Here is a 15,977-nt window from a genome sequence, read left to right on the forward strand (position 1 = left end):
TCTCAGTAAAAACCCCATTCACCCTATCATACCTCCAGCTTATCATCCGAAAAGAACAGCTCATCCAGGATGCGGATTTTCTCCTTCGTATAATGCAGGAACCCGTCGTTATACGATTTCGGGTCTTTCGGGTTTGCGAATCTCGTAATTTTCCCGGTTGTCGGATGGACAAACTTACTGGAAGCCCCACAGCCCAACCCGATGATTGTCTGCTTTTCTTCCATGATCATGATGTTGTAGATGCTGTCCTGTCCTGGCAGTGCGTAGCCGACATTCTCAAGATTGCCAAGGATGTTCTTCTGGCGGTACAGATAATATGGCACATAGTCATGCTCCCGGGTCCATTCTGTTGCCATATCCATCATCCGGCTGATTTCATTGCGGTCGGCCACCTTGTATTTACGCTTATTTTGCGTCATCTCGGAGGCACGTTTAAAAGAAAGGGTATGCACCGTCAAGGATTCCGGCATCAGTTTTTCCGTCTCCTGCAGGGTATGGTCGAATTCCTCGACTCCTTCCCCAGGCAAACCGATAATAAGGTCCATATTGATATTGTTCATCCCCATACCACGTGCGAGATGGAATTTTTCAATGGTCTCCTCGACCGTATGGTGGCGCCCGATCGCCTTTAAGGTTTCCTGCGTATAAGATTGAGGATTGATGCTGATACGGTCGATGTTCCATTTTTTCAGAACTTCTAGCTTCTCCGGCGTAATCGTATCAGGACGGCCAGCCTCCACCGTTACTTCTCGGACACGGTCCATGTCAGGAAATGCCTCATACATCTCCTCATACAGCATGTCCATTTCCTGGGCCGTGATGCTTGTCGGTGTTCCGCCGCCATAATAGACAGTCGTGATCTTGATTCCTTTTTCCTTCAGCCAGGCACCTATTTCCTTGATTTCATGATGCAGTCCGCCGAGGAAGGAATCCACCTTGCCCTGCTTCCCGTTGATTGCATAGGCTGGGAACGTACAGTAGGCACATTTCGTCGGACAGAATGGTATCCCGATATAGATACTGACCTCGTTCCCAAGCTCATAAAGATCAGGCACGACTGAAAGCTGACGATCGACAATCTCTTGCATCAGTGCAATTTTTTCGTCAGTGATCAAATAGTCCTCACGCAGCTGCTGGTGGACCTTTTCCTTTTCCTCGCCCTTTTGCAGCTTTGAATGTAGCAGCTTGGTAGGACGTATACCTGTCAATATGCCCCACTTCTGGATGATTTCCGTCTTATTCTGCAACAGCGTCAGATAAACGTAGGAAACTGCCTGCTTTTTCAATCGGAACCTTTCCTTCTCATCGGTAGACGTCAATTCCTTGTCATGTTGGACTTTATCTCCGTCAAGCATTCCTTTTACATGGAACGTATCAGCCACTTCTTCAACAGAAAAAGTGATATGGATATCAGCCATGTCCTTTTCGCTATTCTCAAATAGCACTTCAGTTTCTTCAAAAAACAAGTCCGAAATCAAGGATAACGGACGGTGGTATCTATCATCATGAAGCCCTTTAATCGCTATTTTCATTATAATCACCCTTCAATGTTGCTCTCCATTTCACTCTTTCTAGTGTAACGGAACAGGTGAGCCAATATCAAGCATCAGGCTAAGGAAAAAGAGGCGGACCAAAGTATGCGTCCGCCTCCCTATTCATCTATATTTTCATTTTATTTACAGGGGCTTTCGTATAGATTGTTGCTTTTGACGTAGTAAACGTAAACTCGTCACTTTACTTGCCTTCGTGCTCTTTTCCCGAAAAATAGATTTATTTACTCTTTGAAAAATACGAGGAGAAATGCTATAAAAAATCTAAAAGCCGATTTTTGACGGACATAAACAATAGACTTTACGAAAAGAGCTTATTTAAAAATGCAATTCGCTGCTGCTTGCGGAAATGCTCTTTTATCATATAAGCAACGCCTGACTCGTCATTGGTCCGCGTAATCCAATCGGCCGCCTGCTTCACTTCTTTTGGTGCGTTGCCCATTGCTACACCAAGACCTGCCACCTCGATGATTGGCAGATCCTCCATCGTGTCTCCGATGACGACCATTTCCTGCGGGGGAATCTTAAGAACATCCCCAAGCATCAACAGCCCATCCAGCTTCGTTCCCCCATCCGGAAGAATATCCACTTTCCCATCGGCATGTACGAGGATTTCAATATCTTTAAAGGCGGACTTCAAGGTGTCGATGACCCGCTCCCTTTCTTCCGGCTCCGTAAAATAGACCTCGATCTTCGGCGGCGCTATCGGATTATCTATTAAAGTATCTCCCAGCGATTCCACAAACTGCATCGGATAGATCAACGGATCACTCGAACCGAGAACCGCCCTTGCCATCAGGTTATTTGCCCCCCTCAATCTGTTACCGATCGAGTAGCGTTCATGCAATATCCTCACTGTACAATCATAGTTTTCCAATACCTGAACTAGATTGAACGTTTTATCCTCAGAAATCCTTTTAGCTTGCAGGGGCTGATCCAGCTTGGAGGCGATGAATGCTCCCCCATGAGTGATCAGGAATGTATCAAGCTTCATCGATTTGGCAACCTTCTTCGCAAATGCAAAGTTCCTGCCGGTCACTAACGTCACATAGACCCCTTTATTCTTCACATATTCGATGGCTTCCTTCGTTTCCTTTGCTAATCTTCCATTCGATTTCAACAAAGTGCCATCGATGTTTATGGCTAGTAAGCGGTATATCATGGAGAGGCCTCCTTATCTAAGATGTTTGTACTTACTGATATGAGTATGAGGAATGAGGGGAAAATAGAACAGGTAAGGTGCGGTTGCAGGCGAGGTTTATGCTTGTATGCAAATGATCCCAAAACAAAAAGCGTACCGAAGTACGCTTTTTATTAGTTCTGGTTCTCTTCGCTATACAATTCTTCAAGAGGCTTCATGATGATTTTGTTCAGTTCGCTTACCATCATGCTCATGCGCTGCTCGGCTTCCATCAGCTTGGCGATGCTTTCGTTCTGCTGAACCAGTGTCACCGTTTGTTGCGCCTGCTCCACTTCCTCCTGAGTGATTTCCTGACCGCTCATTTGCTTCTGCTGAAGCTCCAATTGGATGTTTCGGAAATTCTCGAACATTCTTTTAGTGGACTCGTCAGCAAAAACCTCTTTATATAAATTTTGAAGATTTTTAAAGTCGTCGCTTTCTCTAACCGCTTTTTCCAAACCATATGCTACATCATAAACGTTATTAGACAAGATAAATCATTCCTTCCTTTTTTACCCAACTATCAGGTATGCTAGTGACCAGTATAACAAACCTGTCAATCTCATTCAAACAATTCACTATGTGGCGTTTAAACGAATAGAACAAATATCCCCTGAAAAAGTCCGATAAGCCCGCCGAGCAGGGCTCCAAGATAGGTGATCATCTTCAGTTCCTTTTTGGATACCGAGAGGACCATTTCCTCCAATTGCTCCAATGAGAAGGATTCGACCTGATCCCGGACCACATCCTCAAGCTCTAATTTCGCAAGAAGTTCTTCGAGTTTTTCCAGTACAAGATGACTTCCTGTCAAAAGAATCGATGGTACAAGCTTTTCCATCATCCATGGATGTATGGGCCCAATAGCCTCAAGCAGGCTCTTCTCCATCCAGCCTGGAATGTTCAAGGTGCGGTCAAGCGCTTTGTGGATAGTGGAAAGGATGGTCTCTTTTGAAAGCTTCTCTTCGACTTCCCCGATTTCCATCTTCTTAATTTTCTCCCATTCTCCATACAGCACCTTCATCAGTACATCCTTTGTTCCATCATGCTTCAGGAACTTGACAACCTCTGGCTGCACTTTATCCACGATATTGTAGTTGCCCATAAACATTTGGACCACACTTCCGAGCTTGCCTCGTGTAGCGATAAAATCCTGGATCATCTTGTTGAGCTGTATTTTTCCTTCAGGACTTTCAAAATAATGGACAGCTTTTGATAATACATATTCCGCTGCAAACGGTATATTGCTCTGGACGGAATGAACTATTGAAGCGGGCAACACTTGCTGTAGTGGCTTAGAGCGCAGACCTATCATGATTTCTTCATATTTTGATTCCACAACGCGCACAAGGTTCCCCTTCAACTTTTCATCCGCATTTTCAATTCCGAATCTGGACAAAAACTCCTGGACGGTAATCCCGCTTTCCAAATAGTTTTGCAGCTCCGCTTTGACCCATACCTCCATCTTCTCCTGGAACTGGCTGTTTTCCAGTTTTCGCTTCATGCTGTCTGCAGTGAGCAGGTGCTCCATCACAAGCTTTCCGAGCTGGTCTGCCAGTTCCCCTCTTCGTTTAGGAATAAGACCCGGGGTGAACGGAACCCTTTTCCCGAAAAGATAAATGGGTTTGTAAGGACGAAACAACATCCGTATTGCAAGGGAGTTCGTGACTCCCCCGATCAATGCACCTACAATAACCATCACAGATATGACATACACTATTTTCATCTATAAACAACCTTTCTTTTATCACCTATTACTTGTGCTTTCATACAATAAAAGGAACCTTCTACTCGGTTAGGAGCTCCAGGCTTCCAACCAGAGTTAGTTGAACCAATCAGGGTGTTAGCGACCTTCCTCCCATCGATGAGGATAGATCCTGGCACCTTCTTACTATCCACACACTGTAACACCTACACTTTGCCGCTCCAGGTAATAAATGAGGGAATATCATGAACTTTCATATTGTAAGAGTAGTGCCTTTTGAAAGCATGCATTCAGTTCCAATTATACAAATTAGTGAAGCGTTGGCAAAAAAATTGAAGCTTCCACAGAATATATCTTTGCTTGAATTGCAATGCAGTCGGAATACAATTTCGGCTCCGGTCGTATGTATCAAGGGAGAGGAATGCACCATAAGACTCGATCCCTCTATTTTACATTCCCTGCTGCTCTTTGAGGAAGAAAAAAATTATTTGATTTCCTTTGATCACGCAAGACAAAGACTTCTGATCGGACCTGTTATCGGGCTTCTGACTGAAATCACCTTAAAAGAAGAAGGTATCGATTTGAAGTCCATACATGAATACTGCCAGGAGCTGGCGAAGTACTCCTATGAGATAGGAGCCATTTTTTATGTGTTTTCCACACCGGATCAGTGGGCAGCACCATCGATTGAGGGCTATTTTTTCGAAAATGATGCCTGGAAACGATACACCCTCCCTTTTCCGCAGGTGATCCATAATCGGCTCCATAAACGTACGAATGAAAGACGGCAAATGTTTCAGGATTTCACCAAGCAATTGCAGGAATGGAAAATACCTTATTTCAATGACCATTTTCTTGATAAGTGGACAGTCTATAAGCAGTTGCAGGAAGCAGAGCATCTTCATCCCTTTTTGCCGGATACGGCATTCTACTCGAAGGAATCGCTGAAAATTTGGCTGGAACAATACTCCACCATTTTTATTAAACCCATCAATGGCAGTCAGGGAAAGCAGATTTTCAAGGTCTGCAAGGTGCCTGATGGTTTTGCATTAAGCTACTCATCCATTCAGCAGGAAGTATCTTCAACATACAGTAATTTTGCTGAATTGTACAAGCGACTCTCCTCGCATATCAAAAAAAAGCACTATATTATCCAACAGGGTCTTGATCTGTTGGACCTCGATGGCCGACCGGTGGATTTCCGCTACCTCTGCCACCGCGGGGAAAACCACCGCTGGCGTGTGACCTCCTCCACCGCTAGAGCGTCCAAGGAGGGATATTTTGTTTCCAACCTTGCACAGGGCGGCGAAATGCTGACAGTTTCAAAAGCATTGCGATCACGGTATGAAAGGGAGGAACTTTTACATCTGCGTCAGCATCTGAAGGAGATAGCGCTTGAGGTAGCGGATGTGGTGGGAATGGTTTCGGAGGGGATCTATGGAGAGCTTGGAGTTGACCTGGCTATCGATCAAACCGGACGTCCTTGGATTATCGAAGTGAACACCAAGCCCTCCAAAAATTTGGATAGTACTCTAAGCTCCGCTACCGTCCGCCCTTCTGCAAAAGCGATTATCCTCTACTGTCTATATCTGATACATGAAACAATCAAGGAGGCCTGATCAAGCATGATAGCACTAGGAATACTTTCTTTTTTGAAGCCGACACCATATATGACGAAAATAGCACAGCATGCCGTCAGCAGTACAATGGTATATCACTTTTCTCCTCAAGCATTGAACGGGGAGAAAAAAATAAATGGTCTGCGGTATTGTCGTGAAAAAATGGAATGGGTAAGTGACAGCTTTCCTATTCCTTCTTTTATTTATGACCGCTGCTTTTACTCCTCCCAATTGTCTCGTGAACTGTCCGGTAGAGTGGAAAGGTTGAAGCTGGGGGAGCAGCGCCGTTTTTTGGGATATGGCCTGCCAAACAAATGGATGGTTTATCAGGCTGTTTCAACAGACCCATCTCTTGCGCATTTTTTCCCAAGGACTTTTAGACTCACTACATTCAGCTTTCTATTGGCAAATTTGCAGCTTCAAAAAAAGTGGGTGCTGAAACCGATTCAAGGCTCACAAGGAAAAGGTCTGATCAAGGTGGAAGCCTCCAATGGGCATTTTGTAGCTAAAGAAGTGAAGCAGCCGGGGGAGCAGCATTTCACTTTTCCTTCCTCAAATCTTTTTCAGCAATGGCTACATACACGCATGAAAAAAACACTCTATATCTTCCAGCCCTTTTTATCCCTTCAAAATAAGGAAGGCACGCCTTTTGATATCCGGCTCTTGCTGCAAAAGGATGAAAAGGGTGAATGGCAGGAGCGTATCAGGGTCATTCGTACAGGCATTCCCCATCACATTACCTCCAATCTGGCTGGGGGAGGAAGGATGCATACCTACTCCTCACTGACTAAAAGCCTCACCTCCTTGCAAAAAAGAAAGCTGGAAGAGAACATTCGAAAAATAGTTATTCACCTTCCTGTATTACTGGAAAGAGCATTTCAGCCCCTATTTGAATTGGGCGTAGATCTCGGATTGGATAGCCGTCAGAATTTATGGATATTAGATATTAATTCCAAGCCAGGTCATAAGATAGTAACAATGACAGCAAAACAAATTCAAAAGGAAATGTATGAAGCTCCAAGCAAATATTGCGAGTATCTTGCTTTTTCACAAGGAAACAAAATGGGAGTTGAATGATATGAAAGCTCTTTTACCTGTAAAGTGTAAGGTTTCATTAAAGGATGTTGCCATTTCCATCCCTGACACATTGAAGGAATGGCCTGTCTCCTCGATTGCTTTTGGAACATTGCAATACAGCTGCAAGCCCTCCTACCATGCAGGAGGAACTTTATACGTATCAAAGAAGATCTATGAGGAGCTTATGCTTCCATATGAAGGGAAAATCCATCTGTTCGTCCATGAGGATGTGCTCCATCTCGGTCCATTGATCGGTATTTTCACAGCCGGTTTTACCAACTCCATCGTCAGACCGATCGGTGAGCGGACACTCTTCTTTTCCAAGCTTTTGGCCACTGAGAAAAAGGTTGGTGCGTATGTATTTCTTTTTGGTGCAAACCATATCAATTGGGAAGAGGGAACAATGGAAGGATATATGTTTTCAGACGAGGGCTGGTGCAGGAAAAAACTACCCTTCCCTCATGTTGTGTACGATAGGCTTCCAAATCGACGAACAGAAAAACACAAGCTTCTCTCGGAAACGAGAGAGAAAATCCAAAAAGATTATGCCATTCCCTGGTTCAACCCAGGTTTCTTCAACAAGTGGGATATCCATCAGAAATTGAAGATCGAAGAGAGCATTGTCCCCTATCTGCCTGAGACGAGCAATAATGTGACCATTGAGAAAATGGAGGAATATCTGGCCCATTATCCTTTCATTTATGTAAAACCGATGAACGGAAGCCTTGGCCATGGTGTTTATAAAATCATCTATGACCGTGAGAAAGGTCTCTATTATGTCCGATTCAAAAATGCAGAACTTCACAACAAGCTGATGCGCTTCTCCTCTTTGGAAACCTTGCTCGGAACCGTCATGAAAAACAAAGATTTATCAGGCTTCATTATTCAGCAGGGCATTCCTTTACTGAAAAAGAATGATTCTCATGTGGACTTCCGGGTACACACGAATAAGGATGATAACGGCAAATGGATGGTAAGCGCAATGGCTGCTAAGCTTAGCGGCAAAGGGAGTGTGACCACCCATATGAATAGCGGCGGTGTGGTAAAAACCCTCTCTGAGTTATTTCCTGACGAGGTGGATCATGTGGATGTCACGCAAAAGCTCACCCAGGCTTCCCTTCTGATCAGTGAGGCCATTGATACCCATTTGCCCGGTTTTATCGGGGAAATCGGTTTTGACTTTGGGATGGATAAGGAAAAAAGGATCTGGCTGTTTGAAGCAAATTCAAAGCCTGGAAGATCGATTTTCTATCATCCAAAACTTAGAAATGAAGATATCTTGACAAGAAAGCTTTCCATAGAATATGCCGTCTATCTCACAGAGAAAAGCATCAAGTATCCGGATGGTATATTCTCATGAAGCAGCTTTTCTACGATTTGTCAGGAGAATCCTGGTATCATCTCAATCAAGGGAAAGAGAAAATATTCCTGGGTAAATACTTTACTGTCCCCTATAGGGACTCCCATCCAAAGAGCTATCAGTCCTTTCACTTCCATTTCGAGGAGTCAAAAGCAGGTCCGCTTGTCGGAATCCTGGCGAGCCCGAATAAAGAGGGTTTTATCGGGAATATCGGTTTGTTCAAACGGCTGCAGCTCTCCTTGGCCCGAAAAGGCGGGAATTCGATCGTCTTCACTCCAGATCAGCTTTCAGAGGATGGAATGGAAGGATTCTGTTTTCTGCCGGTCCACCGGAACTGGATAAAAATGAAGGCACCTCTCCCTGATATCATCTATAACAGGCTCTATTCCCATGAAGATGAAGCGGGTCAACTGGAACAAGTGCAGAATCTTGCCGACCTTTACCATATCCCTATTTTCAACCCATGTTTTTTTGATAAATGGGAGCTCTATCTGCAGCTGAAAAGCCATGATGAAATAGTACGGCACCTCCCTGGGACTGCTCTTTTATCAGAAGAGAATCTGGCGGAATTCCTGGCCAAATTTGGAGCCGTCTACATTAAAAAAAGAAAAAGTAAGAAGGGAATCGGTCTTGCCTATATTTATAGCAATGGTCATAGTTATATACTAAAAACCACTTCAGCCAAAACTTTTCTGTTCCCGAGCATTAAAAAGCTGATCCAATATTTCGGCAACACCGACTCATTACACTCCTACATTGTCCAGGAAGCCATCACCACCCTTCCTTTTGAAGGAAAAAAGTTCGATTACAGGATTCTTTCCCATGCAAAAGGTTTGAGCTTAGGTTTTGACGTCACAGGAATCGGAGTACGTGTTGCCAATACGCAGCAGGTCACTACCCATATTCCTGCAGGGGGTAGTATTGTATCCTTGGAGGACCTTCCCTTTGAGCTCGACATTCCTGCTGTTAGAAATCTAATCAACCTATGCGGTAAACACCTCTCCACCTTTTATGACAATCTGAGTGAGTTCTCTGCTGATATAGGAATTACACCTGAAGGGGAACTTTTTCTTTTTGAGCTGAATGCAAAGCCGATGGACTTTGATGAACCGGCAATCAAGGAAGCTTCAACAGAAAAATTGACCGACCTTTTTATCGGAAAATCAAATAAAATAAAGGATTTTTCCGTTTGATGAAGAACTAATCATTATTGAGAAATAATGATTAGGAGGTATCAGCATGATATCACATTTTCAAATAAAATCTTTCTATAAAAACAGCCAGTTGCCCGGGTGGCACCTATCCTTCTTTTTCAAAGGCCAGAGCATAAAAGCCACCTATCATAAAGATGGGAAAATTGAATTTGACGAGTCTGCCCCCTTCTCTCCTGAAGAAATAGTGCAGGTGGAGAAACAAATCCACGAACTGATGCTGTTTCACGTCTATGAATAAATGGTATGGTTCTTCCCTCCTTCACACAAACTACGAGTAAAAGGAGGGATTTTTTTTGTCGGAGAAAAAGAAGGATCAGACCAGGAATGAACCAAGCTATGAGGGCCGTGATGAATACTTCATGGACGTGGATCGCTATATCAATGAAGGCATGGCTGGAGGAAGTGTTTTTTCCAGGGACAAGTATACGAATATCGAAGAGGCGCGCGAGCTCGAGAAGGAAACGCCGCCGAATGAATAGCACCACTGACTCTTCCTTTTATGGGAAGAGTTTTTTTATTTGTTCTTTTGCTATAATAGAAGCAAAGCATGTACAGAAAGAAAGGGATCCTCATGTACAATCAACTGAAAAAAATATACGGAGATTCTCTTGTCAGAAGATCCATGCCTGATGATTTTGACCAATATGAATGGTTCTATGGTCCAACCAATGAATATATCGGTATTGAGAAGAGCGTATTAGCGGAAAAGGATAGACTATTGCTGGCTGCATTTTTGGAGAGGGTATCACAAGTCCAATTCGAAATGACATCAACGGAAAATTGGTGGCATTCCTTCTTATATCTAAATGAATATAGTGCACCAGACCATCCCTATCCACCTCAAATGCATTGCCGTTTTATCCAGTTTCATTTCGGGGAGGCCTTCCCGCTCAAGGAAGAATGGAAGGAAGCATTGGCTGCCTTCTTTGAAACTCCCATCGAGCTGATATGGGAAAATGCAACAAGCGGGGTCCTGATTGAAGTCTTTCCAAAAAACCATAAACCGGAAGACAGCCCTCCCTATTCCGATATTATCGATACGACTGCAAGCGACTTTTATACAAACGTAAAGCTGTTCACCGGCTCCGCAAGACCTATAGACGAAAAAGCGAAGTATGCCTTTGACTGGGAAAAGAAATGCTTTGACCTCTCCCGCCACTCACAAAAGAAAATGATGATCCATACATTTGAACAGGCCATACCCTACTTGGTGACAGGCCAATTGGAAGCAGAGCTGGTCATACAGTTTAAGCAGCAGTTCGGACCTGTGCTCGAAGAAGACCAGGAATTGCTGCAAAGCATCAAGGTCTACATTGAAAATAATCTCAATGTCTCGTTGACTGCAAAAAAACTTTTCATGCACCGCAATAGCCTGCAATATCGAATAGATAAGTTCTCTGAGCGGACAGGAATAGACATCAAAAACTTCCAGGGGGCATTGGCGGCGTACCTTGCACTCATTATTTTAGAGACGGAGAAGTAGTGATTGCAATTGTATTTTTGTTGGGCTCATGTCAACATGCACAAACCCCCGCCTCCATCTTTGTGCAACTTGTACATTTACGAAATGTATCCGTTTTCGTTACACTGATACTAGTTAAGAAAACGATTTCACAGGAGGAAATGAACAATGGCTGAATTAAAATTAGATCATATTTATAAAGTATACGAAGGCGACGTTACTGCCGTTAAAGATTTCAACTTACACATCAAGGATAAAGAGTTTATCGTATTCGTAGGTCCATCAGGTTGCGGTAAATCTACAACTTTACGTATGATTGCAGGTCTTGAGGAAATTTCCAAGGGAGACTTTGAAATCGACGGAAAAAGAATGAACGATGTAGCTCCAAAGGACCGCGACATCGCGATGGTATTCCAAAACTATGCGCTTTACCCGCATATGAATGTATATGACAACATGGCTTTCGGATTAAAGCTTCGTAAGTTCCCGAAAGAAGAAATCGACCGCCGCGTAAAAGAAGCAGCGGCAATCCTGGGGTTAGAGCAATATTTAGACCGTAAACCCAAAGCATTATCTGGTGGTCAGCGTCAGCGTGTTGCGCTAGGTCGTGCAATCGTCCGTGATGCAAAAGTATTCTTGATGGATGAGCCTTTATCCAACCTTGATGCGAAGCTGCGTGTAGCGATGCGTGCAGAAATCTCCAAGCTTCACCAACGTCTGCAAACAACTACTATCTACGTAACGCATGATCAGACAGAAGCAATGACAATGGCAACTCGCCTTGTTGTAATGAAGGACGGTATCATTCAACAGCTTGGTTCTCCAAAAGAAGTCTACGAAAATCCAGAAAACGTATTTGTTGGCGGATTCATCGGATCTCCTGCAATGAACTTCTTCAATGGTAAATTGGAGGAAGGGGCATTCTTACTAGGAGAGCAAAAAATCTCTGTTCCAGAAGGAAAAATGAAAGTTCTACGTGACCAAGGTTATGTTGGGAAAGAAGTTATTCTTGGAATTCGACCAGAGGATATCCATGATGAGCCTGTTTTCATCGAATCTGCTGTTGGTTCTACCATCACTGCAGTAATCGAAGTTGCAGAATTACTTGGTGCTGAATCCATGCTTTACTCCCAGATCCACGGCCAGGATTTCGTAGCACGTGTTGACTCCCGTTCTGACGTGAAGCCCCAGCAAACGCTGCAGCTTGCACTTGATATGAACAAAGCTCACTTCTTTGATTTCGAAACAGAATCTCGCATTCGTACAAAATAATAAATCTTCCAAGCCAGGCCGTCTCTTTCATGAGTGGCCTGGCTTTTATTCATTTACTGCCAAGATGAGGTCCTGCTGGCAACTAGTGCAACTAATAACATGTATGCAGACATTTTCCGTCAGACTTGTCAAATCCCCATCGACAAGCTTTAACACATCAATATCCATATAAGCGCTATAATCATCCAAAAAATCTGTTGCCTTACCAAGGTCCAACATCATGCCTCCACAAGATGAGCATCGGCTTTCATACGCCTCAAATCCATTGCATAAAGGACACATTGCCATCCTTGTCCCTCCATTCCTGATTAGGGTTATTTTTTTCTCAAACTGATGGAATTATGCTTTGTAGACGCCTCTGTAATATCCAATAATTACCTGATAGAAAAAAGAATAAGGATTTTAAGAAATTCCTATAATACAAGTAACATCTTACTAACAAATGGACCAGCCGAGAGCGCGGCAGAAAATTTCTGCTGAACTGGTGCAAACCCAGTGGGTCCAACCAAAACTATATTTCGAGGAGATGAATCAACATGGCAAACCAATCAAGAAATTCGTCTAATCAATTAGTAGCACCTGGAGCACAAGCAGCTATCGATCAAATGAAGTATGAAATCGCTTCTGAGTTCGGAGTTAACCTTGGTGCTGACACAACTTCTCGCTCTAACGGATCTGTTGGTGGAGAAATCACAAAGCGCCTAGTTCAAATGGCTGAGCAATCCCTAGGCGGAAGATAAGTTTCAGTTTTTATGTAACACATAATTTTATATGTATGGCTATGGGCACCTCAAACAAACTTTGGGGTGCCTTCCTTTATGAGGATAAAATAAAGAGACCTCGAAAAAATCCGAAGTCTCAAAGAAATACTTTTATCAAACTCCACTGCTGATCAAGCGCAGGAATTGTTTCGTTCTCTCTGCCTTTGGAGACTCAAAAATCTCCTCCGGCTTCCCTTTTTCGATTATCACGCCTTTGTCCATGAAGATCACTTCATCTGCCACTTCCCGGGCAAACTGCATTTCATGGGTGACCACAACCATGGTCATCCCCTCCTGGGCAAGCTCCTTCATGACTCGAAGAACTTCGCCGACAAGTTCGGGATCCAACGCGGAAGTCGCCTCATCAAAGAGCATCACTTTCGGCTCCATCGCCAACGCTCTTGCAATACCGACACGCTGCTGTTGTCCTCCTGAAAGCTGGAATGGATAAAAGTCCGCTTTATCGCCGAGGCCAACCTTCTCCAGAAGACGTCTTGCTTTTTCTTCGACCTTTGCTTTCTGTTCCTTTTTCACCGTTATCGGCCCTTCCATTACATTTTGGAGGGCTGTCATATGCGGAAAAAGATTATAGCTTTGGAACACCATACCCGTCAATCTTCTGAAGCTGGCAATTTTCCCGGAAGGAACCTTCGAGGAAAAGTCCAGTACCTGACTGTCAATGGACACTTTTCCGGAGGTTGGTGTCTCCAAAATGTTCAAGCAGCGTAAAAGTGTCGTCTTCCCTGAACCTGATGGGCCAATGACAACCACCACTTTTCCCTGCTCCACATTCAAATCTATTCCTTTTAAAACTTCTAAATCTCCGAACTGCTTGTATAAGCTCTCTACTGCAATCATATCTCGAGCTCCTTTTTCATGGCCGGTTTCGCATAGTCTGTTGCTTTTCGTATGGATATCCACCCGTAGTAAACGTACCATCGTGCTCTTTTCCTAAAGATCATACGAAGTGAGAACAACATCTTTTTCATAAGGATGTAAAAAATCCAACTGCCGATTTTTTACTAGCGACAGAAAGCAACATTGATGTGAAAAGAGCCTTTTTATTTTGCTACATATCTGTCAAGGCGTCTCTCAAGCTGCCCTTGAACTAGTGAGAGAAGGAAACAGATAATCCAATACAAGGCAGCTGCCTGTGTATATAATAGTAGAAATTCATAATTGGTGGCTGCAATTTCCTGTGCTTTCCTGAACATTTCCGTCACCAATATCAACGACGCCAATGAAGTATCTTTGACAAGGCTGATAAAGGAATTCGACAACGGAGGTATGGACACCCTGGATGCCTGCGGTAAAATGATCCGCTTTAACGCCTGAGGGTATGTCATTCCCATGGAATATGCCGCCTCCCACTGCCCTTTTGGCGTGGATAGAATGGCTGCACGGATAATTTCGGAAGCATATGCCCCAAGATTAAGTGAAAATCCGATAACGGCAGCCGGAAATGAATCAATGGTAACACCTATGGACGGTAAACCATAGAAAATGATAAATAATTGCACTAAAAGCGGCGTTCCCCTGATGATGGAGACATAGATTCTGGCTATGATCTGGAGCGGCTTAACCGAAGAAATCCTTGCCAATGCCGTTAACACCGCAATCACAAGACCAATGCTGAAAGAAATCAATGTCAATGGTATCGTATAAGTGAGAGCTCCCTTCACCAATGGGAGAAGGGAACTCTGGGCAATGCTCATCATCCGGTCCAGTCTTTCAGGGTCTGAAAAAATACTAGTTAAGTACATCTTCACCAAACCATTTCTCTGATATTTTTGCGTAGGTGCCGTCTTCGATCATTTCTGCCAATGCACCGTTGACTGCTTCGACAAGCTCGTCACTGCCTTTTCGGAACATAAATCCGCTTTGTGCAGCATCTTCATGCTCTGCTACGATTTTGATTGGTGCATTCGGGCGGTTTTTCTGGAAATCAAGGACAGACAAATTATCATTGATGGTTACCTCTACACGATTGGATGATAAAAGCTCAATCGCTTCATTAAAACCGTTTACTCCAACAATCTCCGCTTTGTGCTCGCGTGCAAGATCCGCGTAGTTGCTTGTCAGGGACTGTGCAGATTTTTTGCCTTCAATGTCTGCAAATTCCTTGATGTCATCATTGTCTTTATTTGCTACAACCACAGCTGTGGATGTAATATAATGCTCAGAGAAATCATACTTTTCCAGACGATCTTCTCTGATCCCAACCTGGTTTGCAATCATATCAAAACGTTTTGCATCAAGCCCGGCAAACATGGCATCCCATTGCGTTTCCATGAACTTCGCTTCTACGCCTAAGCGCTTTGCCACTTCTTCTGCCACTTCCACATCAAAACCAGTCAGCTTGCCTGAATCATCATGAAATGTGAATGGAGGGTATGTACCTTCCGTTCCAATCAGAAGTGTTCCTTCTTCCTCCACCTTGCTTAGCAGATTTTCCTTTTCTTCCGCTTTGTCGCCCTCGCCTGTCGTTTCATCATTATTTGTAGTTCCACATGCCACCAGAACCAGTGCGAATGTGAACAATAGTGTAAAGAGTGTTAAATATTTCTTCATCCTTTTTAAACCCCCAGTAATCTTATCAGAATTGTTTTATTAACATATTGTATAGTATATAAAGTTTCGTCTGATGTAAAGAATTTTGTTTCAACTTTATCATTTCCTATTTCCACGAGAAACATGTTTCAACAGATCACCTAGTATCATCCGTTACTGAAACTATACCATGCACTTGATAAGAATAACTGATCTTTTTGCACCATAAA

The 15,977-nt window shown here is 43.6% G+C and carries 17 protein-coding genes; 9 read left to right on the forward strand and 8 right to left on the reverse strand.

What is annotated here, in order from left to right:
• Window positions 1-26: 26 nt before the first annotated feature.
• The 4 genes from ACQCT5_RS18045 to ACQCT5_RS18060 all read right to left on the reverse strand — a co-directional run bounded on the left by ACQCT5_RS18045 (window position 27) and on the right by ACQCT5_RS18060 (window position 4,453).
• Entirely contained in the window at window positions 27-1,532 is a 1,506-nt protein-coding gene (locus ACQCT5_RS18045) for a coproporphyrinogen III oxidase (RefSeq protein ID WP_499643825.1), read from the reverse strand.
• 319 nt (window positions 1,533-1,851) lie between these two features.
• Window positions 1,852-2,712: a Cof-type HAD-IIB family hydrolase gene (locus ACQCT5_RS18050; protein WP_499643827.1), complete on the reverse strand. Its 861-nt coding sequence runs from the start codon at window positions 2,710-2,712 to the stop codon at window positions 1,852-1,854.
• Window positions 2,713-2,864: 152 nt separating this feature from the next.
• Window positions 2,865-3,221, reverse strand: a complete 357-nt coding sequence (locus ACQCT5_RS18055; protein ID WP_499643829.1) for a YlbF/YmcA family competence regulator — start codon at window positions 3,219-3,221, stop codon at window positions 2,865-2,867.
• A 98-nt stretch (window positions 3,222-3,319) separates the two neighbouring features.
• Window positions 3,320-4,453 (reverse strand): DUF445 domain-containing protein, encoded by a 1,134-nt coding sequence (locus tag ACQCT5_RS18060; RefSeq protein ID WP_499643831.1) that lies wholly within the window; start codon window positions 4,451-4,453, stop codon window positions 3,320-3,322.
• Between the two features lie 224 nt (window positions 4,454-4,677).
• Here ACQCT5_RS18060 and ACQCT5_RS18065 point away from each other — a divergent pair, with 224 nt between their 5' ends.
• The 8 genes from ACQCT5_RS18065 to ACQCT5_RS18100 all read left to right on the forward strand — a co-directional run bounded on the left by ACQCT5_RS18065 (window position 4,678) and on the right by ACQCT5_RS18100 (window position 12,436).
• Complete coding sequence (locus tag ACQCT5_RS18065) at window positions 4,678-6,051, forward strand: YheC/YheD family endospore coat-associated protein (protein ID WP_499643833.1); 1,374 nt, start codon at window positions 4,678-4,680, stop codon at window positions 6,049-6,051.
• Between the two features lie 6 nt (window positions 6,052-6,057).
• Window positions 6,058-7,128, forward strand: coding sequence for a YheC/YheD family endospore coat-associated protein (locus tag ACQCT5_RS18070; RefSeq protein WP_499643835.1), 1,071 nt, complete (start codon window positions 6,058-6,060; stop codon window positions 7,126-7,128).
• Between the two features lies 1 nt (window position 7,129).
• Entirely contained in the window at window positions 7,130-8,488 is a 1,359-nt protein-coding gene (locus ACQCT5_RS18075; protein ID WP_499643837.1) for a YheC/YheD family endospore coat-associated protein, read from the forward strand.
• Entirely contained in the window at window positions 8,485-9,681 is a 1,197-nt protein-coding gene (locus tag ACQCT5_RS18080) for a YheC/YheD family protein (RefSeq protein WP_499643839.1), read from the forward strand. Before ACQCT5_RS18075 ends, ACQCT5_RS18080 begins: the two co-directional genes overlap by 4 nt.
• Before the next feature lie 46 nt (window positions 9,682-9,727).
• A complete protein-coding gene (locus ACQCT5_RS18085; protein WP_499643841.1) occupies window positions 9,728-9,940 on the forward strand; it encodes a DUF5342 family protein in 213 nt (70 codons plus the stop codon).
• Window positions 9,941-9,995: 55 nt separating this feature from the next.
• Window positions 9,996-10,181 carry a hypothetical protein gene (locus tag ACQCT5_RS18090; RefSeq protein ID WP_499643843.1) on the forward strand — a complete coding sequence of 62 codons (186 nt, stop codon included), beginning with the start codon at window positions 9,996-9,998 and terminating at the stop codon, window positions 10,179-10,181.
• 68 nt (window positions 10,182-10,249) lie between these two features.
• Window positions 10,250-11,185 (forward strand): PucR family transcriptional regulator, encoded by a 936-nt coding sequence (locus ACQCT5_RS18095; RefSeq protein ID WP_499643845.1) that lies wholly within the window; start codon window positions 10,250-10,252, stop codon window positions 11,183-11,185.
• 147 nt (window positions 11,186-11,332) lie between these two features.
• Window positions 11,333-12,436, forward strand: a complete 1,104-nt coding sequence (locus ACQCT5_RS18100) for an ABC transporter ATP-binding protein (RefSeq protein ID WP_386636785.1) — start codon at window positions 11,333-11,335, stop codon at window positions 12,434-12,436.
• A 45-nt stretch (window positions 12,437-12,481) separates the two neighbouring features.
• Here the strand turns inward: ACQCT5_RS18100 and ACQCT5_RS18105 are convergent, their stop codons facing one another.
• The gene (locus ACQCT5_RS18105) at window positions 12,482-12,724 is read right to left on the reverse strand and encodes a hypothetical protein (protein WP_499643848.1); all 243 of its coding nucleotides are present in this window, start codon (window positions 12,722-12,724) and stop codon (window positions 12,482-12,484) included.
• Between the two features lie 248 nt (window positions 12,725-12,972).
• Here ACQCT5_RS18105 and ACQCT5_RS18110 point away from each other — a divergent pair, with 248 nt between their 5' ends.
• Complete coding sequence (locus tag ACQCT5_RS18110) at window positions 12,973-13,176, forward strand: alpha/beta-type small acid-soluble spore protein (protein ID WP_386636789.1); 204 nt, start codon at window positions 12,973-12,975, stop codon at window positions 13,174-13,176.
• Window positions 13,177-13,311: 135 nt separating this feature from the next.
• Here the strand turns inward: ACQCT5_RS18110 and ACQCT5_RS18115 are convergent, their stop codons facing one another.
• From ACQCT5_RS18115 to ACQCT5_RS18125, 3 genes are all read right to left on the reverse strand, one after another.
• Window positions 13,312-14,055, reverse strand: coding sequence for an amino acid ABC transporter ATP-binding protein (locus ACQCT5_RS18115; protein ID WP_499644052.1), 744 nt, complete (start codon window positions 14,053-14,055; stop codon window positions 13,312-13,314).
• Between the two features lie 203 nt (window positions 14,056-14,258).
• On the reverse strand, window positions 14,259-14,960 hold the full coding sequence (locus ACQCT5_RS18120) for an amino acid ABC transporter permease (protein ID WP_318245848.1): 702 nt from the start codon (window positions 14,958-14,960) through the stop codon (window positions 14,259-14,261).
• Window positions 14,947-15,768, reverse strand: coding sequence for an amino acid ABC transporter substrate-binding protein (locus ACQCT5_RS18125; RefSeq protein WP_499643851.1), 822 nt, complete (start codon window positions 15,766-15,768; stop codon window positions 14,947-14,949). The genes ACQCT5_RS18120 and ACQCT5_RS18125 overlap by 14 nt, the downstream gene beginning before the upstream one ends.
• Window positions 15,769-15,977: the final 209 nt, after the last annotated feature.

The sequence above is a fragment of the Sutcliffiella halmapala genome, assembly GCF_050107295.1.
GTDB lineage: Bacteria > Bacillota > Bacilli > Bacillales > Bacillaceae_I > Sutcliffiella_A > Sutcliffiella_A halmapala_A.